Annotated in this window: 22 protein-coding genes and 1 pseudogene; 16 read left to right on the forward strand and 7 right to left on the reverse strand. The window is 60.5% G+C overall.

The window, feature by feature from the left end:
- Positions 1–222: 222 nt before the first annotated feature.
- Both AC3EA7_RS02750 and AC3EA7_RS02755 read left to right on the forward strand, forming a co-directional pair.
- Complete coding sequence (locus tag AC3EA7_RS02750) at positions 223–924, forward strand: HAD family hydrolase (RefSeq protein ID WP_488612496.1); 702 nt, start codon at positions 223–225, stop codon at positions 922–924.
- Between the two features lie 17 nt (positions 925–941).
- Positions 942–2,153: a glycosyltransferase family 4 protein gene (locus tag AC3EA7_RS02755; protein ID WP_488612497.1), complete on the forward strand. Its 1,212-nt coding sequence runs from the start codon at positions 942–944 to the stop codon at positions 2,151–2,153.
- Between the two features lie 273 nt (positions 2,154–2,426).
- On the opposite strand, the gene AC3EA7_RS02760 is transcribed toward AC3EA7_RS02755, so the two are convergent.
- From AC3EA7_RS02760 to AC3EA7_RS02770, 3 genes are read right to left on the reverse strand one after another with little or no spacing between them, the layout of a single operon-like run.
- A complete protein-coding gene (locus AC3EA7_RS02760) occupies positions 2,427–3,326 on the reverse strand; it encodes a dihydrodipicolinate synthase family protein (protein ID WP_488612498.1) in 900 nt (299 codons plus the stop codon).
- A 15-nt stretch (positions 3,327–3,341) separates the two neighbouring features.
- A complete protein-coding gene (gene accC / locus AC3EA7_RS02765; protein WP_488612499.1) occupies positions 3,342–5,117 on the reverse strand; it encodes an acetyl-CoA carboxylase biotin carboxylase subunit in 1,776 nt (591 codons plus the stop codon).
- A 20-nt stretch (positions 5,118–5,137) separates the two neighbouring features.
- Positions 5,138–5,404: a hypothetical protein gene (locus AC3EA7_RS02770; protein WP_488612500.1), complete on the reverse strand. Its 267-nt coding sequence runs from the start codon at positions 5,402–5,404 to the stop codon at positions 5,138–5,140.
- A 51-nt stretch (positions 5,405–5,455) separates the two neighbouring features.
- Between AC3EA7_RS02770 and AC3EA7_RS02775 the strand changes: the two genes are divergently transcribed.
- Both AC3EA7_RS02775 and AC3EA7_RS02780 read left to right on the forward strand, forming a co-directional pair.
- A complete protein-coding gene (locus AC3EA7_RS02775) occupies positions 5,456–5,590 on the forward strand; it encodes a hypothetical protein (protein ID WP_488612501.1) in 135 nt (44 codons plus the stop codon).
- A 190-nt stretch (positions 5,591–5,780) separates the two neighbouring features.
- Positions 5,781–6,011, forward strand: a complete 231-nt coding sequence (locus tag AC3EA7_RS02780) for a hypothetical protein (RefSeq protein WP_488612502.1) — start codon at positions 5,781–5,783, stop codon at positions 6,009–6,011.
- A 78-nt stretch (positions 6,012–6,089) separates the two neighbouring features.
- On the opposite strand, the gene AC3EA7_RS02785 is transcribed toward AC3EA7_RS02780, so the two are convergent.
- Entirely contained in the window at positions 6,090–7,841 is a 1,752-nt protein-coding gene (locus AC3EA7_RS02785) for an Rqc2 family fibronectin-binding protein (RefSeq protein WP_488612503.1), read from the reverse strand.
- A 36-nt stretch (positions 7,842–7,877) separates the two neighbouring features.
- Here AC3EA7_RS02785 and AC3EA7_RS02790 point away from each other — a divergent pair, with 36 nt between their 5' ends.
- From AC3EA7_RS02790 to AC3EA7_RS02825, 8 genes and pseudogenes are all read left to right on the forward strand, one after another.
- Positions 7,878–8,510: a guanylate kinase gene (locus AC3EA7_RS02790; protein ID WP_488612504.1), complete on the forward strand. Its 633-nt coding sequence runs from the start codon at positions 7,878–7,880 to the stop codon at positions 8,508–8,510.
- A 33-nt stretch (positions 8,511–8,543) separates the two neighbouring features.
- A complete protein-coding gene (locus AC3EA7_RS02795) occupies positions 8,544–9,065 on the forward strand; it encodes a GatB/YqeY domain-containing protein (RefSeq protein ID WP_488612505.1) in 522 nt (173 codons plus the stop codon).
- A 33-nt stretch (positions 9,066–9,098) separates the two neighbouring features.
- Positions 9,099–11,285 carry an HD family phosphohydrolase gene (locus tag AC3EA7_RS02800; RefSeq protein WP_488612506.1) on the forward strand — a complete coding sequence of 729 codons (2,187 nt, stop codon included), beginning with the start codon at positions 9,099–9,101 and terminating at the stop codon, positions 11,283–11,285.
- 41 nt (positions 11,286–11,326) lie between these two features.
- The gene (gene ybeY, locus AC3EA7_RS02805) at positions 11,327–11,794 is read left to right on the forward strand and encodes an rRNA maturation RNase YbeY (RefSeq protein WP_488612562.1); all 468 of its coding nucleotides are present in this window, start codon (positions 11,327–11,329) and stop codon (positions 11,792–11,794) included.
- Positions 11,795–11,796: 2 nt separating this feature from the next.
- Entirely contained in the window at positions 11,797–12,294 is a 498-nt protein-coding gene (locus tag AC3EA7_RS02810; RefSeq protein ID WP_488612507.1) for a diacylglycerol kinase family protein, read from the forward strand.
- Positions 12,295–12,302: 8 nt separating this feature from the next.
- Positions 12,303–13,559, forward strand: coding sequence for a glycosyltransferase family 4 protein (locus AC3EA7_RS02815; protein WP_488612508.1), 1,257 nt, complete (start codon positions 12,303–12,305; stop codon positions 13,557–13,559).
- Positions 13,560–14,091: 532 nt separating this feature from the next.
- On the forward strand, positions 14,092–15,219 hold the full coding sequence (locus AC3EA7_RS02820; RefSeq protein WP_488612509.1) for a phospholipase D-like domain-containing protein: 1,128 nt from the start codon (positions 14,092–14,094) through the stop codon (positions 15,217–15,219).
- A gap of 169 nt (positions 15,220–15,388) precedes the next feature.
- Positions 15,389–15,670, forward strand: a pseudogene (locus AC3EA7_RS02825) (transposase); the annotation flags it as partial.
- A gap of 318 nt (positions 15,671–15,988) precedes the next feature.
- Here AC3EA7_RS02825 and AC3EA7_RS02830 read toward each other — a convergent pair.
- Positions 15,989–16,348 (reverse strand): hypothetical protein, encoded by a 360-nt coding sequence (locus tag AC3EA7_RS02830; RefSeq protein ID WP_488612510.1) that lies wholly within the window; start codon positions 16,346–16,348, stop codon positions 15,989–15,991.
- A gap of 416 nt (positions 16,349–16,764) precedes the next feature.
- Between AC3EA7_RS02830 and AC3EA7_RS02835 the strand changes: the two genes are divergently transcribed.
- Positions 16,765–17,685 carry an undecaprenyl-diphosphate phosphatase gene (locus AC3EA7_RS02835; RefSeq protein ID WP_488612511.1) on the forward strand — a complete coding sequence of 307 codons (921 nt, stop codon included), beginning with the start codon at positions 16,765–16,767 and terminating at the stop codon, positions 17,683–17,685.
- Between the two features lie 46 nt (positions 17,686–17,731).
- Positions 17,732–19,162: a beta-ketoacyl-ACP synthase II gene (gene fabF / locus AC3EA7_RS02840; protein ID WP_488612512.1), complete on the forward strand. Its 1,431-nt coding sequence runs from the start codon at positions 17,732–17,734 to the stop codon at positions 19,160–19,162.
- A 67-nt stretch (positions 19,163–19,229) separates the two neighbouring features.
- Here the strand turns inward: fabF and AC3EA7_RS02845 are convergent, their stop codons facing one another.
- Positions 19,230–19,613 carry a response regulator gene (locus tag AC3EA7_RS02845; protein WP_488612513.1) on the reverse strand — a complete coding sequence of 128 codons (384 nt, stop codon included), beginning with the start codon at positions 19,611–19,613 and terminating at the stop codon, positions 19,230–19,232.
- Between the two features lie 76 nt (positions 19,614–19,689).
- Between AC3EA7_RS02845 and holB the strand changes: the two genes are divergently transcribed.
- Positions 19,690–20,742, forward strand: coding sequence for a DNA polymerase III subunit delta' (holB, locus tag AC3EA7_RS02850; RefSeq protein ID WP_488612514.1), 1,053 nt, complete (start codon positions 19,690–19,692; stop codon positions 20,740–20,742).
- The gene (locus AC3EA7_RS02855; protein ID WP_488612515.1) at positions 20,678–21,091 is read left to right on the forward strand and encodes a hypothetical protein; all 414 of its coding nucleotides are present in this window, start codon (positions 20,678–20,680) and stop codon (positions 21,089–21,091) included. Before holB ends, AC3EA7_RS02855 begins: the two co-directional genes overlap by 65 nt.
- On the opposite strand, the gene AC3EA7_RS02860 is transcribed toward AC3EA7_RS02855, so the two are convergent.
- Positions 21,072–22,568, reverse strand: a complete 1,497-nt coding sequence (locus AC3EA7_RS02860) for a gluconokinase (RefSeq protein WP_488612516.1) — start codon at positions 22,566–22,568, stop codon at positions 21,072–21,074. The genes AC3EA7_RS02855 and AC3EA7_RS02860 overlap by 20 nt on opposite strands.
- Between the last annotated feature and the right edge of the window lie 3 nt (positions 22,569–22,571).

Genomic DNA, 22,571 nt, shown 5'->3' on the forward strand with positions numbered 1-22,571 from the left:
GGGAGGTTGCAGGTGCGAGGGCAGGAAGGCATTCCTGACTTTTGATACCTATCCTCATAGAACAGAAGCATTCACTAAAGGGAGGTTGCAGGTGCGAGGGCAGGAAGGCATTCCTGACTTTTGATACCTATCCTCATAGAACAGAAGCATTCACTAAAGGGAAGTTGCAGGTGCGAGGGCAGGAAGGCATTCCTAACCCCTCATCCCTAACTCCTGATCCCTATGATTACCGCCATCGCATTTGACGCCGACGATACGCTCTGGCACAACGAGAACCTCTATTCTCTCACGCAGGAGCGGTTCAAACGCCTGCTTGCACCCTTTCAGGATGTCGCAACGATCGATCAACGGTTGTATACGACCGAAATGCGCAACCTGGCGTTCTTCGGGTACGGGATCAAAGGGTTTACGCTATCGATGATCGAAACCGCGATTGAGATAAGCGACGGGCGCATCGGGGCGTATGAGATTCGCCAGATTATTGACTATGCCCGCGATATGCTGCGTGCGCCGGTCGAGTTGCTGCCGGGAGTGCGCGAAACGATCGCATTGCTCAGCGACTCCTACCGGCTGATGATTGTCACCAAAGGCGATCTGTTCGATCAGGAAAGCAAGATTGCGCGATCCGGCATCGCCGATTATTTCCAGCACATCGAAATTGTCAGCGAAAAGACGCCTGCCGCCTATGCCGCCGTGATGAAGCGGCATGGCATCGAACCACGCCGCTTCTTAATGGTTGGCAATTCGCTGAGATCTGATATCCTGCCGGTGGTCGAAGTCGGTGGGAACGCGGTCTATATTCCGTACCACCTGACCTGGGATCACGAACGTGTGACCGGCGAAGGAGCAATCGCTGGCAGATATGTGACGTTATCGCACATCGGTGAACTGCCGACCTGGCTGGCACAACTGCCTGCCGTCTGATACTATCGGGATAACCTGTGCCTTACACGATTCTAATGCTGGCGTCGACCAGTTTTTTTTCGGATTACGGCAACCACGTGCGCATCTGGGAGGAGGCCAAAGCCGTTCAGCAACTCGGGCATCGGCTGGTGCTGGCGACCTACCACAACGGCGACGATATGCCCGGGCTCGACATTCGCCGCTCGTGGGACGTGCCCTGGATCCGGCGCGCTGTCGTCGGTTCATCGCGCCACAAATTGTACCTGGATGTCGGGCTTGCGTGGCGCAGCCTGCGTGTTGCGCTGGAGATCCGCCCAACCATTCTTCATGCCCACACCCACGAGGCGGCCTTCATCGGGCTGGCGCTGAAGCGTCTGCTGGGCATTCCGCTTATCCTGGATTATCAGGGGAGTATGACCAGCGAAATGCTCGATCATGGCTTCATCAAACGCACCAATCCGATCTTTCCATTATTGACGCGCCTGGAACGCATGATTAACCGCAATGCCGATGCGGTTATCACATCGACGGTCAATGCTGCGAATCTGCTGCGCCGCGATGGTTCGGTGCATCCCGACCGGCTCTACACGGTGGTTGACAGCGTCAACACGCAGCGGTTCCGCCCCTTCGACGGATCGCCGGAATGGGAGGCGCAGCGCTGTGAATTGCGCCGCCAGCTCGGCATTCCCCAAGATCGGCGGATTGTGGTGTACATCGGGTTGCTGGCGCCCTACCAGGGAACGCATCACCTGATCCAGGCGGCGCAGATCGTCACTGCACATCGGCCAGATGTGCATTTCCTCATCATGGGGCACCCCGACCCGGCCAGTTATCGCGCCTATGCTGAGTCGCTCGATGTGGGAAGCTATGTCACACTGCCAGGGCGCATTTTCTACCGCGACCTGCATGCCTACCTGGCGCTTGGCGAGGTGGCGGTCGCGCCAAAGATGAGCCGGACGGAGGGAAACGGCAAGATCGGCAACTACATGGCGATGGGGTTGCCGGTCGTCGCATTCGATACGCCGGTCGCGCGCGAGTTTCTTGGGGACTGCGGCATCTACGCCGCCTACGGCAGCGTCGAAGACCTGGCAGCGAAGATCGAACTGGCGCTCGATCAACCGGAATGGGCGCAGGAGGTGGGCCGGCGCGTGCGCGAGCGCGCCGTGCGCGATCTCTCATGGGAGCGCGCAGCGCGCCAGATCGAGGAGATTTACCACACGGTCGTCGGCGCGCCAGGGGCGAAACCGTGAGGGTGGAAGCCGGCGCCTGTGGAGCTGTCGGGGGCTGAGCCTGTCGAAGCCCCCGCCAATCACAAGGCGGTCAACGCGCGCAAGATTGGTCAACGGCAGGATGATCGTCCTCTGAGAGCCTGGCGGCTCCGTTGAATCAATCTCCGTTGAGGAATCAATCCGGCATCGCCCGGTTCAGCCCGCGCAGGCGGGCTTGGCAGCAGGAGCCCGCAGCTTCAGCCGCCGGGCTACAAGGCGGAAGAATATTTCTTCACCCTCCAAAAGCTTGTCCGTTCATGACCGCACCTGCGTCGCTTCGACCTGCTGCACCGCCGCCCAGAGCGCCTCCGCTTCGTCGGGGGTCAGATCGATGAGCGGGAAGCGCGATGAGGTGTGCGGCAGATGCGCAAGGCGCGCCAGTAGCGCCTTAATCGCCGGTGGATTGCCATACGGCTTCAGCGCCTGGCTGCGCGCCGTCACCCGCTGCTGAACAGGCGCCACATCGACGCCGTTCAGATGGGCGGTTATGACAGCGCGCATGTCACGTGGGAAGACATTGCTCAGCGCAAAGATGCCGCCTGCTGCGCCATCGCGGAGCGCTTGCGCAAACAGCGCTGCACTGCCGACATAGACCCGTAATGCGGGAAACTGCTGCGTCAGCATGACCAGATAGGCAGGATCGCCGCCGCTGTCTTTCAAGCCGTACACCATATGCGGGTGGCTCTGGTAGAGACCTTCGATGACGGCGGGAGAAATGGGGATCTGGCTCATCGGCGGGATATGGTACAGGATCAGGCGCGCGCCGGACGGCAGTGCATCGCACAGCGCGCGGTAGTATCCAAGTAAACCGGCGTCGCTCAGGTTCTTGAAATAGAACGGCGGCAACACCAGCGCCGCCTCGGCGCCGCGCTCGATGGCGTAGCGCGTCAGTGCAATCGTATCGCTCAGCGCCGCGCAGCCGGTTCCCGCGAATACCCGCAATCGTCCACGGTGTTGCAACACCGTATCGAAGATTGCCATGCGCTCGGCAACGCTCAACGACTGCCCTTCGCCGGTTGTGCCGCAGGGCACGACGCCATCGACCCCCTGCGCTTCGAGCCAGCGCAAATGCCTGATGATGAATGCATGATCGACAGCGCCCGACGGCGACGCAAATGGCGTCACGCTGGCGACGAAGAGTTCTGGTGCAGCCATAGACCTCTCACACTGTTAAGCCGCTGCTTCTCCAGCGGCGCGATAGGTTGCCAGCACCGTGCCAGGCTCGACGGTCTGCCCGACCTGCACGCGCACCTCGCCGATAACCCCCTTGCGCGGCGCGGCGATTTCGTTCTCCATCTTCATGGCTTCGATCACGAACACCACCTGGCCCGCTTCCACCTCCTGACCAGGCGTTGCCAGCACCGCCGAGATGGTTCCCTGCAGCGCACTGGCAACCCCGTCGGCAATGGGATGGAGTGCGCGATGTGCGGCGCGGTCGCTTGCCTGCCGGGCGCGCCGTTCCGTCCGCTCTGCGCGTGTCTCGGCTTCCGCTACCCGCACAGCAAAGAGCCGTCCGTTGACCTCGACCTCGAAGATGCGCGCCGGTCCGCCGGATACTGCGCTGGCTGACACCGGGCTCAAAGGCCCCTGAACCAGTGTCCCCAACTGATCCGCGAGGTGCTGTGGAATAAAGTTGATCGTCGCCTGGCCTTCTTGAAACACCGGGTGAGACATGGTCAGGATATGGAATGGAATGGTATGCGCCACACCGACGATCCGATAATCCATCAAGGCACGACGCATACGCGCAATCGCCTCAGCGCGATCGTCGCCCCAGCAGATCAACTTGGCAATCAGCGAGTCGTAATGTTGCGGAATAGTATACCCCTTGTGCACGCCGCTGTCGACACGCACGCCAAAGCCATACGGTTCGCTGTACTCGACGAGCGTTCCCAGCGACGGGCGGAAGTTGTTGGCAGGGTCTTCCGCATTGATCCGGCATTCAATCGCATGCCCACGGATCGCAACGTCGTTCTGGGTCAGCCAGAGCCGTTCACCACGCGCAATTCGCAACTGCGCCTTCACCAGGTCGATGCCAGTCACCATCTCGGTGACGGTATGCTCGACCTGAATGCGGGTATTCATTTCGAGGAAGTAGAACTCGCCATCCTGGTAGATAAACTCCAGCGTACCGGCGCTGACATACCCGACCTGCTTCGACAGGCGCACGGCCGCTTCTCCCATGCGTTTGCGCATCTCAGGCGTCATCACCGGCGATGGGCTTTCCTCGATCAACTTCTGATGACGGCGCTGCACCGAACACTCACGCTCGCCAAGGTAGAGCACGTTTCCGTGGGCATCAGCCAGCACCTGAATCTCGATATGGCGCGGATCGGTCAGATATTTCTCGACATACACATCCGCGTTGCCGAAACCAAGTTCCGCTTCGCGGCGCGCGCTCTCGAACGCCTGCCGCAATTCGCTCTCCTCGAACACGACGCGGAATCCGCGCCCGCCGCCGCCAGCAACGGCTTTGATGGCGATGGGGTAGCCGTACTCATGAGCGCATGCGCGCAATTCCTCGAGCGTACCGATAGGATGGAGCGTCCCGGGCACAACCGGCACCCCTGCGGCTTTCGCTTCGCGGCGCGCGGCAACCTTTCCTCCCATCCGATCCATCACCTCAGCCGGAGGACCGATGAAGACCAGGCCGGCAAGCGTGACGGCGCGTGCAAAAGAAGGGTTTTCCGCCAGGAAGCCATACCCCGGATGCACGGCGCCAGCCCCTGACTCGCGCGCGACTTCGATGATCCGCTCGATGTTCAGATAACTCTGCGCGGCTGAAGCCGGTCCCACCAGATAGGCGGCGTCGGCATACGCCACGTGTGGCGCGTGACGGTCGGCTTCGCTGTAGATCGCAACCGTCCGCAGCCCCAATTCTTTGCAGGCGCGCATGACGCGCAAGGCAATCTCACCGCGATTGGCGACCAGAACCGTGTCGAACATATGCCCCTCACTGCACACAATCAATCGAATGTTCCCAGAATGCCGGCGCTCCAGCGCGCGGCGCGACCGGCACGGTCAACCGTGCTCCAGGTGCCGGCGCGATCTCCGCGCGCCGGCACGCCACCCTGCGCTGCGACCAGCGCCGCTGCCTGCCAGACGCTGCGTGACGGCGCCACTTCGATGGCATCCGTCTGTTCGGCTTCCAGATAGAGATGGATTGCCGCAAGTGCGGCAGCAATAAGGTCGTCGTCGATGCGGATTGGGCTGGCAGGATGATAAAGATTCATGGCGTTCTTTGCACGTTTCACTACAATACGTGGGCGATAATCCGCTGGAATGTGAATGCTTTCATTATAGAAGCGATGGTTACATCGCCCATGATGACCGTCGCCTATGCGCACCGGATCGCGCGAGCGCTGCTGACGATAGTGTGGGGCGCTTCCACGGGCGCGGCGCCAGCCGCCCGGCGGTAACGGTCATCTCAGACACCGGTACTGTCGGGCTATTGCGCGGGTTGATATAATTTTAACCGACAGGGTGTACCTTAGGCGGCGGCGTCTGCGGTTTTCATGCAGCAGCGCATTGCAGACTCATTCACGACCACCCGCTGTCAACACCTCGAACATCGGACCCGGCGCATCAGTGTAAAGGGGGTGAGAAGGCATGGAACGGCGGCTATCGACGTGGTACGCTGCCATCAACGACACGATGTGTCAGATGGCGGCGCGTGTGCAAACCTGGCGGCTCTGGCACGGCGAAGGTCAGGGATTGGTGGAGTATTCGCTCTTGTTGGCGCTCCTTGTTCTGGTCGTTATCGGTATTGTTTCGGTGATGGGCAACACGGTCAGCGGTCTGTGGTATCAGCGAATTATCGAACGTTGGCCCTCGTCGTAGTTGGAATCTTGTCGAAATAGCGCAATTGTTTTTTGTTCCCCGGCGTCCGCGGTGTGCGGGCGCTTTTTTTGCATCGCGCTACCACGGCGGTCGTGGCGCCACCCGCACGGCGCGCTCTGCCTGGTAGGTCACCAGGCCCGCCGGTCCGCCGCGCACCTTGCGTACACGGCGGCGCGGCGCGATCTCGACGTCGACGCTCGCAGATGAGCGTAGACTGCTGTAGTAGGCCGCCAGCGCCGCCGCTTCCTCGATGGTGCGTTCTGGAACATCACGCCCTGCGGTTTTGATAATGACGTGGGCGCCGGGTGCGCCGCGCACGTGCAGCCAGAGATCATCAGGTGCGCCGAGACGGAAGGTGACATGCTCGTTCTGTTGCGCTGTTCGCCCGACGTAGATCGTGAATCCATCGCTCGACTCAATGCGCAGGGGCGACGCCGGTCGCGCTGCTCGTTTCCGGGCGCGTTCCACCAGCGCAGGTCCCAGGTACCCCTCTGCTTCCGCTTCACGGGCGATCGTTTCGATCTCCTCAAAACGCTCTGCCAGGTCCAGCAGCGCCAGCGTTTCGTTGAGACCTGCCAGCCGCAACTCGACGGCGCGCAATCGTTCGGGGACGCCGGCAAGCGCGCTTTTGGCTTTGTCGTAGGCGCGAAATCGCTCCTGAGCGCATTCGACCGGCGATTTGCGCGGGTCGAGTGCGATGGTGCGCCCTTCGATCTCGACATGGTCCTGCCCTGGCGTCAGTGCGTGGAGAAAGGCGAAGATCATTTCTCCCTCCCAGCGCAATCGCTCGAAATCCGCTGCGCGCTGCAACTCGGATTGCAGTGCGGCGCGCTGCCGCTCCAGGCGTTCACGTGCGTCGTTCAGTCGCTCGCGCAACGCGTCGCGGCGTTGCTGGTGCGCCGTCAGGCGCTCGCGCGCTGCGTAGTACTCATCGAGCGCGAGGCTCATCGAGGGGCAGGGACGCGCTTCGGGCAGATGCGTGATCTCATATGGCGCAAATGCGATCGGATCGCTCTCATCGACGACAATATGCGGTGACCAGGGCGTCTGCCACAACCGGCGGAGCGCTTCGGCGAGCGCATCCCACGGCAGATCGGCGCCGGTCGGCACAAGGGTGCGTCCCAGCGCCCGATACACCGCCTCGCGCGCCGCAAGCGGCGCTAACCCGCGGTAGACGCCTACCAGCGCGCGCGCCAGATCGGGCTGTCCATCCGGGATGGCGGTGCGCAGTTCGGCAGCCGTCGCTTGCCGTGGGTCACGTTTGGCTTGCGGCGGCGGCAGTTCGTATGGCGCCTGCGGCAGCACCGGGCGGCGGCTCATACGCGGCGTCACGTGCCGCGCCGCCGCCAGAATGATGTTGTTGTCGCCGACCAGCACGATATTGCTGCGCTGTTCCATGATTTCGACGATCAACTCGCAACGCAGCGTTTCCTCCTCCGGCGCGGCGGCGTCCGGCAGGGCGTCATCATCGTCGGGATCTGTTTCATGTTCGGAGTTGCGCTGGAGGGGACGTTTGGCTATACTTAGCAGCAGTACGCGCTCTAGATCAGGTTGCTCAACCGCAGTGATCCGGCCGCGATTGACATACTTGCGCAACAACAGCAACAGCGGCGGCGTTGCATCGGCGCCGCGCGAGATGCGTACCGGACTGAGCTGGACCCGCGCGAACTGCGGATGGGCTGAGAGCAGCAGATAGAAGCGGCGACCGGCATAGATTTCGAGCGCGACGCTCAATGCGCCGGGCAGCAGGACACGCTGAACACGACCGCCAACAATGGCGGTGCGCAATTCATCAACCACGGCGGCAAGAGTCAGCGCATCGAAATACATTGCGTTTCGCATTATACACGCTGGTAAAGGAGAAGTATGCCTGTCGCTGATCGCAATCCATTACTCGATGGCCTGCCCGCATATCCGCTGTTGATCGTTATCTCCGGCCCGTCAGGCGTTGGAAAGGACTCCATCCTGAGCCGGATGCGCGAACTGAACATGCCGTTTCACTTCGTTGTCACGGCGACTGACCGTCCGATGCGCACCGGTGAGCGTGATGGATACGATTATCATTTTGTGACAACGGAACGCTTTCGGGAAATGATCAGTCAGGGTGAGTTAATCGAATGGGCGCGGGTCTACGGTCATTACAAAGGCATTCCGGCGTCCGAGGTGCGTGATGCGCTGGCATCGGGGCGGGACGTTGTGCTGCGGATCGATGTGCAGGGCGCTGCCACGGTTCGCCAGCTGGCGCCCGAAGCGGTGCTCATTTTCGTGGCGCCCGGCAGCATCGACGAACTGCGTGTGCGTCTCGAGCGGCGCCGCACGGAGAGCAGTGCGGAGATCGACCGTCGCCTGAGCGTGGCGCAGCAGGAGATGGATGCACTTGAAGCGTTCGATTATGTGGTGCTGAACCGCGCTGATCGTCTGGACGACGCGGTTGCCCAGATCCAGGCGATAGTGACGGCGGAGAAGTTGCGCGTGCATCCGCGCCGCGTCGTGTTGTAGGATGCGGATGCGCCGGTCTGGCGGAGAGCAGGTATGGCATTACTGGAACAATTGCAGAACGATCTGAAAACGGCGTTGAAGAGCGGTGATCGGCTGCGGGTAGATACGATCCGCATGGCGATTGATGCTTTGAAAAAGGCGCAAATGGCGCAGGTGAAAGCCGCCTTCGATGCGGCTGGCGGCGAGGCGGCGGATGCGACGGCGCTGGCTGCGATTGATCGTGAGGCGATGCTGACAGAGGCGATAGAGCAGGAAATCATCGCCAAAGAGGTCAAACGCAGGCGCGAAGCCGCTGAACTGTATCGCAAGGGCGGGCGTATCGATCTTGCCGGAAAGGAAGAAGCGGAAGCGGCTATGTTGCAGGCGTACCTGCCGCAGCAACTTTCGGCGGAAGAACTGCGTCCCATGGTCAAAGCGATTATCGAAGAGATTGGCGCTGTTGGCCCCGCCGACATGAGCAGGGTTATGCCGGTGCTGATGCAGCGGCTTAAGGGGCGCGCCGACGGACGCCTGATCAGTCAGGTGGCGCGCGATCTCCTGAGTCGGACGCAGTGACCAGGCGCCGCAATGCGAAGGCGCAATGTCGCCATGAACATACCTTCCTGGTTCCGCCGATTAAGCCGTACTCGTTCGCGGCAGACGAGTGAAGCGCCCCATCGGTCTCCCGAACGGATGTGGCGACGCCTGATAGTTGGTCTGAGCACGGGGCTTGCCCTGGCCATCTGGCTGGCGCTGGCGTGGCAGCCGGTTATCGCTCCGGACTTGCAGCCTGGGCAGCCAAGCCCGCGTGATATTCAGGCAGACCGGACGATCGTCTATGTCAGCGAGTGGCGCACCGAACAGGAACGCGCCCGTGCCGAGAGCGCCGCCGATACGGTGGTCTACTCGCGTGACATGAGCATTCCCATTCAACAGCGCACCGAACTCCGAAATCTGTTGCTGACGATCACGCAGATCCGGGATGATCCGACGCTGACGAAAGCACAGGAACGCGAACGCCTGACCAGCCTGCCCAACAGCACACTGGTCATTTCGCCCGAACTGGCGGGCGCTATCGCTCGTCAGAAGGATGATTCGTGGACGCTAATCAGTAACCTCGCGCTGGAACTGTATGATCGGGCGCTGAGTGAGAACCGCTATATGCTCAATGATCAAAAGATTGCTGAGCTACGATCGTTCTCATTGCCCTACTGGGCGTCTCTTCAGGCGGAAACGCCGGAACAGGCGGAGTTGATCGCGCTCTTCAGCGGCTCGTTTCTGAAGGCGAACCAGTTTATCGACGAGGAAGCCACCCAACGCCGCAAACAGGAAGTCCGCAATGCGGTACAGCCAGTGACGGTTCGGATTCTCGAAGGTGAAAACATTGTGCGTCAGGGGGACGTAGTGACTCCCGACATGCTGGAAAAACTCGAAGCGCTGGGTGCGCTGCGCACAAAGATGAACTGGGCAGCGCTGGGGGGCAGGGCGCTGCTGGCATTGCTGGTTGCGGGCGCGTTCGGCGCCTATATCGCAGTTGCTCAACGCGATGCACTGAAAGAAACTCGACCGCTTCTGCTCATCTTTAGTCTGATGGCGTTGACAGTCGTCGCAGCCCGGCTGGTCGTTCCATTTGGCATTGAATGGATGCAAGCCTTCCCGCTGGCGTTGATCGCCATACTGCTGGCTGCCCTCTTTAACATCGGTCTGTCGCTGATGAGCGTCGGCGTGCTCAGTGTTGTCATCGCCAGCTTGAGCGATAATCAACTGGCGACGACGATCACGCTCTTCCTGGGCGGGATCGCCGGGGCATTCCTGATAGGCCGTGGTGAACGCTCACTCCTGTTCTTTATCAGCGGCGTGGCGGTGTTCTTGACGATAGGCGCTGCGCAGTTTACCTTTCATCTACTCAACGGTACGATTCCAACACTGAATCAGGCGCTGACGATCCTGGCGATGAGCGGCGTCAACGGCGCACTCTCAGCAATTCTGGCGCTTGGCCTGTATAATCTTGCCGGTCAACTGGCCGGCATTGTCACACCGCTGCGGCTGATGGAACTGGCGCATCCGGCGCAACCGCTGCTGCGCCGCCTGATCCGGGAAGCGCCCGGCACCTATTACCACAGCGTCGCAGTCGGCAATCTGGCGGAGAGCGCAGCCGAGGCGATTGGCGCCGATGCCCTCCTGCTGCGCGTCGCATCGTACTATCACGATATTGGCAAGACAATCCGCCCCTTCTTTTTCACCGATAACCAGAGCGACCGCGAGAATGTCCACGATGATCTCGACCCGCTGACCAGCGCGCAGATCATTGCCGACCATGTGCGCGAGGGGCGAAAAATGGCGCTTGCCGCCGGGCTGCCGGCGCAGATCGTCGATTTCATTACGACCCACCATGGCACCAGCGTGATCAAATATTTCTATCAACGCGCCCTTCAGCAGCATGATACGGTTAACATCGAGGATTATCGCTACCCCGGTCCGCGCCCGCGCACGCGCGAACAGGGTATCATGATGCTCGCCGATTCGGTCGAGGCGACGGTGCGCTCGAAGTTTCAGGCGGGGAGCGTCATTTCCAGCCGTGAGGCGGGCAATGGCGATACGCGGATGCGCGAAAATGGAAAAACGCTCGAAGAGTTGGTCACTGCCATTATCGATGAACGGGTGCGCAGCGGGCAACTCGATGAGTGCCCGCTGACCCTGCAAGACCTGGCGCGTATTCGTCAGGCATTCATTACAACTCTACAGGGAATCTATCATCCGCGCGTTGATTATACGCCGGGAAAACCCGTAACTTGATCGCCGCAACGAGTGTTCTCTTTCTTATGGATGATGCCGAAATCCTGGTCGATGTTCAGGTTGTTCCGCAGTATGCCGGGTTGGTCGATGTTACGACCATCGAACGCGCCGTTGAGCAAACGCTGCGCGCAGAACGGATCGCCGGTCCGGTGGAGATGAGCATTCTGATCGCCGACGATGCGGAATTGCACCAACTGAATCAGACCTACCGCAGCGTCGATGCGCCGACCGATGTGCTCTCCTTCGCCGAGATGGATGACGATAGCGCCTTTGTGCGTCCTCCCGATGCGCCGCGCTATCTGGGGGATATTGCCATTTCCTGGGATCGGGTGGTGGCGCAGGCAGCGGAGTACGGTCATTCGCGCGAGCGTGAACTTGCATTTCTTGTTGTTCATGGCGTTCTGCACCTGTTGGGCTATGACCACGAGCGTGGTCCGGATGACGAAGCCGACATGCGCGCACGCGAGGAGGCGATCCTCGGTGCGCTTGGTTTGAGCCGTGAGAGGTGATCATGGCGACCAATCATCAGTCTCCAGCAACGGATCGTCAGGTCGTCGCGGAGTATCGCACTGCCAGCATGCCGCGTATGCGTACCATGCGGGCGCCGCGCCGCCGGTCCATTCGCTGGGTACAGCGGCGTCTGCGTTCGTTTCCTTTCGCATTTGCAGGAATCAGCCATCTGTTGCGCACACAGGGGAATGCGCAGATCCACGTGGCGGCTGGCGGCGTTGCCATTGCGCTGGGCTTTCTCTTCAACATTGATCGCGTCGAGTGGCTGGCACTGGCATTGACCATCACGCTGGTGCTCGCGGCGGAAGGGATCAATACCGCTGTCGAAGCGGTAGTCGATCTGGTGACGCCCGGCTTCCATCCGCTTGCCAAGATCGCCAAGGATGTGGCTGCCGGAACAGTGCTGCTCACTGCGATTGGCGCCGTCGCTGTCGGGTTCATTGTGTTCCTGCCACGCCTTTGGGCGCTCGTCGCGCCCTGGCTCGATGGCGTGATCTGAAGCGCCCCATGAATCTCCTGCTGCTCGCGCCCTATCCGCCCTATCCGCCACACGGCGGCGGCACAATGCGCATCTACCAGATCATTCGCAGTCTGGCGCAACGTCATACTCTCACCTGTCTCACCTTTGCGCCCGATGCTGCGGCTGAAGCAGCGCTGGCGCCGCTCCGCGATCTGTGCCGGGTCGTGTCGGTGCGTGGACCTGCGCCGCGTTCCGCTCTGCGCCGCGTGTGGACGACCTTTGCCTCGCCTTTGCCCGATATGGCGCTGCGGAATGCGTCGCCTGCCTTCCATGCCGCCTTGCATGATCTGATTGCCCATGAACGGTTCGATGTCGTGCAGGCGGAAAGCATTGAAATGGCGCCCTATCTGCTGAGTCTCTCATCTGCCGGCGGGAAGACGCAACCTGAGCGTCCCTTACTGGCACTTGATCAGTTCAATGCCGAGTATGTGTTGCAAAAGCGCGCGGCGCTCACCGATCTGCGCGCCATGCTTACCTGCTTCGATCCAGTGCGTCGCGGCGCCGGCGGCGTCTATTCTCTGATCCAGTGGGTGAAACTGGCATCCTACGAACGCGACGTGATGCGGAAGTGCGACGTGACGATTGTCGTATCCGACGAGGATCGCAGGGCGCTGGAGCGGATCGGCGGAACACGCTTTGTGGTTGTCCCAAATGGAGTGGACACGGCGTTCTTCAGCCGCGCAGCGCTCGCCCACGAGCGTCGTACACTGCTGTCGTTTGCCGCTCCGACCCTCGTGTTCAGCGGAACGCTCGACTTCCGTCCCAATGTCGATGCGCTCGTCTGGTTTGTTGATGCCGTTTTGCCGCAGATCCACATCCGCCGGCCCGACGTCCGCCTCCTGACGGTCGGGAAACGTCCTGCGCCTGCACTGCGTCGCCTTGCTGACCAGGGACGCCTTGTGCTTACCGGTGAGGTGGCGGATGTGCGCCCCTATCTGGCAGGGGCGACGGTCTATGTCGTCCCTATGCGCATCGGTGGGGGGATCCGCCTGAAAGTGCTCGAGGCATTCGCCCTGGAAGCGCCGGTTGTCAGCACCTCGCTCGGTGTCGAAGGCATTGTCGGGTTGCGCGATGGCGTGCATTGTCTGCTGGCGGATACGCCGCAACAGTTCACCGAAGCGATCCTGCGCCTGCTGGACGACCCGGCGACCAGATGTGCACTTGGCACTGCCGGTCGGGAACTGGCGTGCGCAGGGTACGACTGGAACGTGATCGTGCCTTGTCTGGAAGCCGCCTACCGGTAGCGAAGGCGGTTGCCATACCGGCATTCCCCTGGGCATCACCCGCGCACATCGAGATGTGTCCCCTCACCTCCGACCCTCCTGCTCCCACGCGGGGAGCGGGGTTACACCGCGCCCCTCCCCCCTCCCACTCCCTCCCCCCGCTGGGGGGAGGGCAGAGCAGCAGGTGCTGTTCGGCGGCTCATTGGCGACTCCCTCCCGCCGCTGGGGGGAGGGCAGGGGTGGGGGAAATAGCAGGCAGTGCTCTCCTCATTCCCCCTGCTCCCACGCGGGGAGTGGGGTTACACCGCGCCCCTCCTCCCTCCCACTCCCTCCCGCCGCTGGGGGGAGGGCGGAGCAGCAGGTGCTGTTCGGCGGCTCATTAGCCCGTGGCTTCAGCCGCCGAGCGCAGAGCGAATTCCGGATTATTTTGTAAATGTTCATCAGCCTGCAGCAATACCGGCGTATCGTTACTGCGTCTTATGCGGTTGAGAAAGAAAAGCGGCAGACATGCGCCATTGCCCGCGTGAGATCTGCACAGCACAGGACGTTGCTCGTGCCCTCATCATATTGCCGTCGCCCCCTGCCGCTCCGGCTGGTGCTCCTGGCATTGCTGGGTCTGTACGCGACCTACGCACTGATCCATCTCTCGTCACATCTGGCGCCCACCGAATTGACGCAGCCGAACGACGGTGTGATCGGCCGGCGGGTACAGGTCTTCTTTACCACGCCGACATTACACTACCCGGATGCGCCCAACCGCCGTGTAACACCGCCGATGCTGCGTGAACTGATCAACGATGTCTCCCGCGCCCGCACATCGGTTGACGTGGCAGCATTTGATCTCGACCTGCCGCAACTCGTCGATGCACTGATTGCCGCGAGGCGCCGTGGAGTGCAGGTTCGCGTCGTCATCGACAGCGAGAACCTTACCGATCCGGCGGTTGCAATGTTGACCGGACGCATGCAGGATCGGCGGATTCCGGTTGTTTTTGATCGTCGTGCGCCGTTTATGCACAACAAGTTCGTGGTTATTGATCGTGCAATTGTGTGGACCGGTTCGTGGAATCTGACCGAGAACTGTACATTCCGCAATAATAATAATGCGATTCGGATCGAGAGTCGCCGGATTGCCGCCTCCTATCACGATGAATTCGAGCAAATGCACATGGGGCGTTTTGGTGGCACGAAACACAGCGATAGCGAGCGTCTGGCGACGCAGACAGCCGATGATCGCATTTCTATCTACTTTTCGCCACAGGACAAGGCTTTACCCATTGTTCTCGATCACATCGAACATGCGCGCAGTACGATTGTGTTTATGGCGTTTTCACTCACATCAGCGCCTATTACCGATGCCCTGATCAATGCAGTAGAGCGGCGTGTTCTTGTCAGTGGGGTCGTCGAGCGGCGAAATGCCAGAGGAACGGGGTCGGTGTTCGCTCAATTGAGCGAACATGGGGTGGACATTCTGGAAGATGGCAACTGTTACAATATGCACCACAAAGTGATGGTTATTGACGATGAAATTGTGATCACCGGCTCATACAATTTCACCGATAACGCAGAGAACACAAACGACGAAAACCTGGTGATTATCCAGGATGCAACTATTGCCAGGTTCTTTCTGTCCGAGTATGAGCGCATTCGGCAACAGGCGATCGAACCGGTACGCTGCAACTAATAGAGCAATCAACCAGATGTTGCGCAATCATTGCCTGTGTTGACCGTCTTTTGGCGGACGTTGGCTGAGCCTGTCGAAGCCAACGTTCGCCGCTCTGCGTCCTTATACTAACTCGTGGTCAGCTAGAGCCTGTTATGCACTTCAGAGATAAACGTGGTATGATTTCAGTATGACACGTAAACCCTATCCAAGCGATGTGAGCGATGAGGAGCGGGCCTTCGTCGCTCCCTCCCTGACCTTCATGACCGAAGACGCCCCGCAGCGCGACCACTCGCTGCGCGAGGTCTTTAACGGATTGCGCTGGATCGTCCGCACGGGAGCGCCCTGGCGCATGATGCCCAACGCTCCGCCGCCGTGGTACACCGTCTATCAGCAAACCTAGCGCTGGCTAAAGGCCGGGGTCTTTGAGACGCTCGTCCATGATCTGCGCGCGCCCCCCCGCCCCCCCGCATGCGGTGGGGGGGGAAAGGGGGGGCGGCAAGGTCCGCGTGGCTGAAGCGGTTCATTACCTTTATGCTCGAAAGTACATAACAGGCTCTAGAATTGCAAAGCCCGCCTGTGCGGGCTTTACCGGGCGATGCCGGATTCTTTTCTCAAAACTTGTCCGAATGACCGCACATTAGTATTAGATTGTCCAGGTCTTAGTTGATCGCTCTATAACGTGCTTCCATGCACCTGAGCGACGATCTGGAAAATCTCGCTAATCAGGCGAAAGCATTGCCTTCGCCTGACTCAGCGGCATGTCACGTGGTCATTTTTCGGATAGGCGCTAAGCCGGTTGTTTGCGAGGTCTTCCCGGCCTTCGGCGCGGCGGCTCGCCGTCTGTCGAGTTCGACGATACAGGCGTGGGTGTGGGTTCATGTCGAAGTTCGACGATTTTGAATGGAATAACACTGCCTCGTGTACGGAAGAAGAGGATGTCGAAGCCGCGTCGTTTTGCCGCCGATCGCAGTCGACTGCGCACTGTTGTGCGCTTGTCTTCCGGCTCGAGTTCTACTTCACCATAATCGCCTAGTTCATAATCTTCCAGAAACCGATCATACTCCGCGGCAATCAATGTTCGCACACCCTTTCCTTTGTTTTTGAGGAGGAATGCCTCCTCTTTGGTCAGCTTGCGCACTTTTGGCATTGCAGTTTCCTTTCTGCAGGGTCTTCAGGATACTTTCGATGGTCTATCGACAAGACTTGAGGGCGGAGATAATGTTCTTGTGTTCTTTTTTCTTATTGTATAGCAATCTTTTATTTCATGCAAGCGGTTTTATCTGTGTGGCGAGATGTATTTTGCTCGGGTTTGAAGGTGGCAGATTCGATAGCATGGTCGCTCTTGTTCCGGGCAATTACGAGTTAGACGACTTGCCCTCTATCAGTGCGTGATCTGATCGTATGATATTCCCGATGACGCCTGGCGACTGAGGCGTGAATTCCGGCGGACATCGCCATTCCGAATGTTCAAGTGTGTCTGGTATAATGCTGCGGTACATCATGTTACGCCGATCAGCGCAATATCGATAGATGTCCGCCTGATGCCATTCAGAAAGTATCGCCATGGGGTCCTCTGAACTTGCTACGCTCAATAAATCGCGTGGGCGCAGAATGCGCCTTCTGGCGTCTGGCGCTATCGCCCTGCTTGGGATCGCGTTGATCATTGCCGTTCCCACTGCCGGCGATTGGTGGAAAGTCGTCGTCCTTGGCATCGTCGAAGGACTGACCGAGTTTCTCCCCATTTCATCGACGGGGCACCTCCTGATTGTTTCCCGGCTGCTCGATTTCGAGGGGAGTTTGGGAGGCACATTCGAGATTTTCATTCAGCTTGGCGCGGTCATCGCAGTAGTGGGATATTATGCCGCCGATCTGCTGCATCAGGCGCGGCAGGCGCCGCGCGATCCGCAGACGCGGCGCTTCTGGCTGGCGATTGGCGTTGCCTTCATTCCTGCGGCAGTCATTGGACTGGCGCTGCACGACTGGATTAAGGCGGTGCTCTTTTCGCCGACGGTCATCGGTGCGGCGTTGATTACCGGTGGTGTGGTTCTGATCCTCGTTGAGCGTCTGCCCCGACGTAGTGCTGCCATCCACGACGCCACCCGCCTTTCACTCCGTCAGGCGCTCGGTATTGGCATCGCTCAGACCCTGGCGCTGACGCCGGGAGTTTCGCGTTCAGCGGCGTCAATCATCGGCGGGATGCTGGTCGGGTTGAATCGCAGCGCCGCAACGACTTTTTCGTTCTACCTGGCGATTCCAACGCTGGGGGCGGCAACGATTGTCGATCTCCTGACCAGTATCGACCAGGTGGCGCCTGACGACATCGGACGGCTCTTTCTGGGATTAGCGGTATCACTCATCGTTGCGTGGCTGAGCATTGGCTGGTTGCTGCGCTATGTCGCCAACCACAGTTTTGTCGCCTTTGGCATCTATCGGATCATCGCTGGTTCCATCGTACTGGCGCTGGTCGCTATGGGTTGGTTATAATAGCCTTTTATGCGAACGATCATTAGACAGAGAGGAGAGAGCGCACATGTCGCCTGTCTCTCACAATGCACCATCACGCCGCGCTCAGGTGCGTGAACACCTTCTGGCGGCGGTGACCGGCAGCGTTGATCCCGATACGCTCGCGTTGAAGATCGATCAGTTGCTGGCAGAGGTGTTCGAGGATGACCCGGTGCTGCAACCGCAACCCGCGCTGGTCGATCAGGGTGATGAGGATGACCGCGTTGTGATCACCGGCATGGGCGTGGTGACGCCGCTCGGCAACGATCTGGAAACGTTCTGGCAGGGGTTGGCGGAAGGGCGCAGCGGCGTCGGTCCGGTCACGCTCTGCGATCCCGGCGATGCAACCTCGACGATCGCTGCTGAGGTGCGCGATTTCGATGCGCGCGATTATATGGACGCCAAAGAGGCGCGGCGCGTCTCGCGCGGGACGCAGTTTGCAATTGCCGCCGCGCGCATGGCGCTCGATGACGCGCGCCTGACGATTGATGACAGCAATCGGTATGAGGCTGGCGCATTGATCGCTTGCGGCAGCACCTCGCCTCCCGATACAGAGGCTGCCGCTAAAATCCTCTTTGATCGCGGTGCGGCGCGTATCAGTCCATTCTATATCACCAGCGCGCTGCCCAATATGCCATCGTGCCAGGTTGCCATCCAGTTGGGGTTGATGGGGTACAACACAGCCATCGCCACTGCCTGCGCCGCAAGTGCGCAGGCGATCAGCGAGGCAGCGGAAGTCATCCGGCGCGGTGATGCGGCGATTATGCTGGCCGGCGGCACTGAAGCGCCGATCTGCCGCCTGACCCTCGCCAGTTTTGGCGCTATCCGCGCGCTGTCAACGCGCAATCACGATCCGTCCGGCGCTTCGCGCCCGTTCGATGCCGAACGGGATGGGTTCGTGCTTGGTGAAGGCGCTGGTGTGCTGGTGCTCGAATCGCTCTCCCACGCCCGTCGCCGCGGCGCGCGTATCTATGCTGAGCTTATCGGCTCTGCTTCGACGTGCGACGCATATCACGTCACGGCGCCACGTCCAGATGGCGATGGCGCGGCGCGCGCGATTGTGCGGGCATTGGCCCGCGCGAAGATCACACCGCAGCAGGTCGATTACATCAATGCCCACGCAACCGGTACGCCGACGGGTGATGTCGCAGAAACGCTGGCAATCAAGACGGTATTTGGCGAATATGCGTTCAGTGTGCCGATCAGCGCCACCAAATCGATGATCGGTCACCTGACGAGCGCCGCCGGTGTGGTGGAAGCGGCAGCGACCATCCTTGCCATGCAGCATCGATTTATTCCGCCGACGATCAATCTCACGTCGCCCGATCCGCAGTGCGACCTCGACTATGTGCCGCTGAAAGGACGTCCGGCAGCAATCCGGGTTGCGCTGTCGAACTCGTTCGGGTTCGGCGGAATTAACTGTGTCCTGGTGCTGCGGCACGGCGATCTCAGTCAGTAAGGGTGAATGAGCGTCGGGAAAGCACGCCTCGATTCGTGTCTGCGCGCCAGTCTCTTCGAGACGCTCGCTAAGCCATGATCGCCGGTACGGACAACAGGTTGCGCACGTATTCGATCAGCGCATCGAGGTCGAAGGGCTTATCGACATAATCGACACAGCCGATAGCCTGTGCCCGGGATCGTTTGATGAGGGTGGTGTAGACAGTTGCGCCAAGGATGGGAACGGCTGCAATCTCCGGTAGGGTGCGCAGTTGACGTACCGTCTCCCAGGCGTGTTGCCCAGGAAGTGAGAGCGAACAGAGAATGAGATCGGGGCGCACGCTGGAAACTTGCTCCAGGGCATTTGATGGCGCGGCTTCAACGACGTGATAGCCGGAAAAGCGCAGCAGGCGGGCAAGGATGTCACGGTGGTCGGGAGATTCATCGACGATGAGAATGGTGCGGCGCCCCATACAATCCTCACTGTTCACGGCATTTCTACCAGAATATAATCGGTTGTATCCGTAAAAAGATACGGTGGATCAAACGATGATCGAATTGTCAGACAACTGGGGCATTATCGGTCACGAATGGGCGGTTGATCTTCTCCGGCGCTCGATTGCCGCGAACCGTCTGGCGCATGCGTATCTCATCGGCGGTCCCGAAGGCGTCGGGAAGGCGCTGCTGGCGCTGCGGCTGGCGCAGGCGCTCAATTGTGAGGGCGCTGGCGTCGATCCATGCCTGCGCTGCCGGGCATGCCGGCGGATTGAACGCGGCAATCATCCAGATGTTCGTATTGCTGGAATGGCGACACAGGCCGCCGGCGCAAAAGCCGAGGATGCTGCACGGCAGAAAGAGTTGAAGATCGATACGGTGCGCGAGTGGCAGCGCGATGTGATGCTGAAACCCTACGAGGGACGGCGGCGGGTCTTCATTCTGCACGATGCCGAGAAACTGAACGAAGCCGCGTCGAACGCAATGCTGAAAACGTTGGAAGAGCCTCCCCCGTATGCGACGCTCATTCTGGTCGCGCACACTGCAGGGAGCCTGCTGCCGACGATTGTTTCCCGCTGTCAGTTGCTGCGGCTGCGTCCGTTGCCACGCGCGCAGGTGGCGAGGGCGCTGCGCGAGAAATACAACCTGACCGCCGGTGATGCTGAACTTCTGGCAGCATGGAGCGGCGGACGGATCGGGTGGGCATTGCGTATGGTCAATGCGCCAGACGAACTGGCGGCGCGTCAGGATCAACTGGCTGAACTGCTGGCGCTTACCGACCAACCGCTGGCAGCCAGGCTCCGTTGGGCGGAGGAACGCGCGAAAGCCTATCGCGCGGGCGATCAGACCGCAGTGTTCGAGACGCTCGACCTGTGGCAGAGTTGGTGGCGCGATGTGCTGCTGACCGCTGCGGGCTGCCCACAGGCGGTTATCCATATCGATCGTCGCAATGACCTTGCAGCAGCGGCGGCGCAGTACGCCATTCCCGATCTTCACGCCTTCGTATCAGGCATTTCCCTGGCGGCGCAGCGTCTGCGCGATAATGTCAATCCCCAACTCGCACTCGAAGGCGTCGTGCTGGCGATGCCGGAACGACAGCTTCGATAGTGCTCTGGCGCTGTTTCAGAAAGAGTACACATTTCGCGCATTACATCTTCCCGACGATCTCGCCGGTTTTGCCGCGAATCTCTACGAGCAGGGATATATCCTGCTGAGATCGGGCAATGTCGTCCAGGCCAGAACAACCATGCGTCGTTCATTGGAAATGGCGCAGCAGGCAAACGACGCCATGTGTCTGGGGTGTACGTATCGCGGTTTGGGCGAAATCTCCATCGCTCTGGGTGAGCGTGAACAAGCCAGAGTCTGCTTCTCGTTGAGCGAACAGGCTTTCAGACAGGCCGGCGACCGTATTGCAGCGAAAGAAGTTCAGCAGCTGGCTAATCATCCTGCTGAATAATCTTCTCATACAGCGCCTGCTGGCGTGCAATTGCGTCACGATAGCGTGCGTGATGGTTCAGGTCGGGAACAAACCCTGCAACATCCGCTGCAACCATTCCTTCGTCGACCGCAAATCCCAGCGCATCGAGCGCCAGGAGCGCCGCGCCTCTGGCGCTCACCTCGGGCTCTGCCGCAACGGTCAACGGTCGCCCCAACACATCGGTCAACATCTGCATCCAGGCTGGCGACGACAGCAGCGCGCCGCCGCCGGCGACGAAGACCGACGGTGTTACTCCCGCCTGCTCCATCCGTTCCAGGATCAGCGCAAACCGGTATGCGACCGCTTCCATGCTGGCGCGCAGGATGTCGAGCGGTGTGACGCTCATCGACAGACCAATAATTGCAGCACGCGCGTCGCCAGCCCAGCCAGGGCTGCGTTCTCCTGCCCAGAACGGCAGGATCGTCAACCCATGACCGTCGGGCGGGAGCGTCGCCAGCGCCCGATCAAGCGTATCCGGGTCTTCGTCGATGCGCAACGTCTCACGCAGCCACGCTACAACATTGCCGCCTTCACTAGTTGCGCCGCCGAGCAGTGCGTGATGACGATCAATCCGATAGCACCACAACCCCGATGGAACGCGCTCCACGTCCGGCAATGCCACGCGCAATGCGCCGGTGGTGCCAATCGTGATCGCAGCGCGAGTCGGACTAACGCATCCACTGCCGACATTGGCTGCCGCGCCATCACCGATGGCGGGAAACCATGGAACCTCAGCCAGTTCTGCCCAGCGCGCTGTATGCTCAGGAAGCAGCCCCTGGACGGGCGCATCCCGATCGACGAGTGGCGCCAGCTGCCCGGGGCGAACGCCAAGATCGCCCAGCAATCGAAGATCCCACGACAGAATCGTGCGGTCGAGCAATCCTGTCCAGGACGCAGCGGAATAACTGACGCGCCGCCGACCGAACAGGCGCAACTCCAGATAATCGCCAAGCGTCGCCCAGGAAACCGTCTGGCGAAAGACCGTCGGGCGCGTGCGGCGGATCCAGGCGAGTTGCGCGGGCCAGTAACTGGTGCGCAACGGACATCCGGTGCGTTGATGGACCTCGTGCTCATCGAAGCGTGCCCGCAGCGCAATCGCGTCCTGAGCGCAGCGCGTATCAGCGTAGGTAAAGATCGGCGTCAGGGGGGCGCCGTTGTGGTCGAGCGCCAGCAGTGTTGTCGCCAGGGTTGTAACGGCGACACCGCCGATGGCGCTAGGAGGAATGAGCGTTGCCGACTGTGCCAGCGCCGTATCGAGGCATCGCCCGATGGCGTCGAAGATGGTCTCGGCGTCAATCTCTGCGGCGCCGTCAGGAGACGCGCGCAACAGCACCGGCTCACGCGCACCCACTCCTGCCACGCGCCATCCCCGGGCGTCGAACAACAGCGCCCGCACCGACGAGGTGCCGATATCGAGTGACAGAATAAACGGCAGCGCGGTATCTTTCGAGATCATACA

This window comes from Roseiflexus sp., assembly GCF_057785375.1.

Coding starts and splice junctions, on each gene's coding strand:
- AC3EA7_RS02770 (WP_488612500.1), bottom strand. CDS start 5,404: ATGAATCTTTATCATCCTGCCAGCCCAATCCGCATCGACGACGACCTT.
- AC3EA7_RS02830 (WP_488612510.1), bottom strand. CDS start 16,348: ATGCCAAAAGTGCGCAAGCTGACCAAAGAGGAGGCATTCCTCCTCAAA.
- holB (WP_488612514.1), top strand. CDS start 19,690: ATGATCGAATTGTCAGACAACTGGGGCATTATCGGTCACGAATGGGCG.
- AC3EA7_RS02845 (WP_488612513.1), bottom strand. CDS start 19,613: ATGGGGCGCCGCACCATTCTCATCGTCGATGAATCTCCCGACCACCGT.
- AC3EA7_RS02780 (WP_488612502.1), top strand. CDS start 5,781: ATGGAACGGCGGCTATCGACGTGGTACGCTGCCATCAACGACACGATG.
- AC3EA7_RS02750 (WP_488612496.1), top strand. CDS start 223: ATGATTACCGCCATCGCATTTGACGCCGACGATACGCTCTGGCACAAC.
- AC3EA7_RS02860 (WP_488612516.1), bottom strand. CDS start 22,568: ATGATCTCGAAAGATACCGCGCTGCCGTTTATTCTGTCACTCGATATC.
- AC3EA7_RS02810 (WP_488612507.1), top strand. CDS start 11,797: ATGGCGACCAATCATCAGTCTCCAGCAACGGATCGTCAGGTCGTCGCG.
- fabF (WP_488612512.1), top strand. CDS start 17,732: ATGTCGCCTGTCTCTCACAATGCACCATCACGCCGCGCTCAGGTGCGT.
- AC3EA7_RS02795 (WP_488612505.1), top strand. CDS start 8,544: ATGGCATTACTGGAACAATTGCAGAACGATCTGAAAACGGCGTTGAAG.
- AC3EA7_RS02790 (WP_488612504.1), top strand. CDS start 7,878: ATGCCTGTCGCTGATCGCAATCCATTACTCGATGGCCTGCCCGCATAT.
- AC3EA7_RS02815 (WP_488612508.1), top strand. CDS start 12,303: ATGAATCTCCTGCTGCTCGCGCCCTATCCGCCCTATCCGCCACACGGC.
- accC (WP_488612499.1), bottom strand. CDS start 5,117: ATGTTCGACACGGTTCTGGTCGCCAATCGCGGTGAGATTGCCTTGCGC.
- AC3EA7_RS02785 (WP_488612503.1), bottom strand. CDS start 7,841: ATGTATTTCGATGCGCTGACTCTTGCCGCCGTGGTTGATGAATTGCGC.
- AC3EA7_RS02800 (WP_488612506.1), top strand. CDS start 9,099: ATGAACATACCTTCCTGGTTCCGCCGATTAAGCCGTACTCGTTCGCGG.
- AC3EA7_RS02835 (WP_488612511.1), top strand. CDS start 16,765: ATGGGGTCCTCTGAACTTGCTACGCTCAATAAATCGCGTGGGCGCAGA.
- AC3EA7_RS02855 (WP_488612515.1), top strand. CDS start 20,678: ATGTCAATCCCCAACTCGCACTCGAAGGCGTCGTGCTGGCGATGCCGG.
- AC3EA7_RS02760 (WP_488612498.1), bottom strand. CDS start 3,326: ATGGCTGCACCAGAACTCTTCGTCGCCAGCGTGACGCCATTTGCGTCG.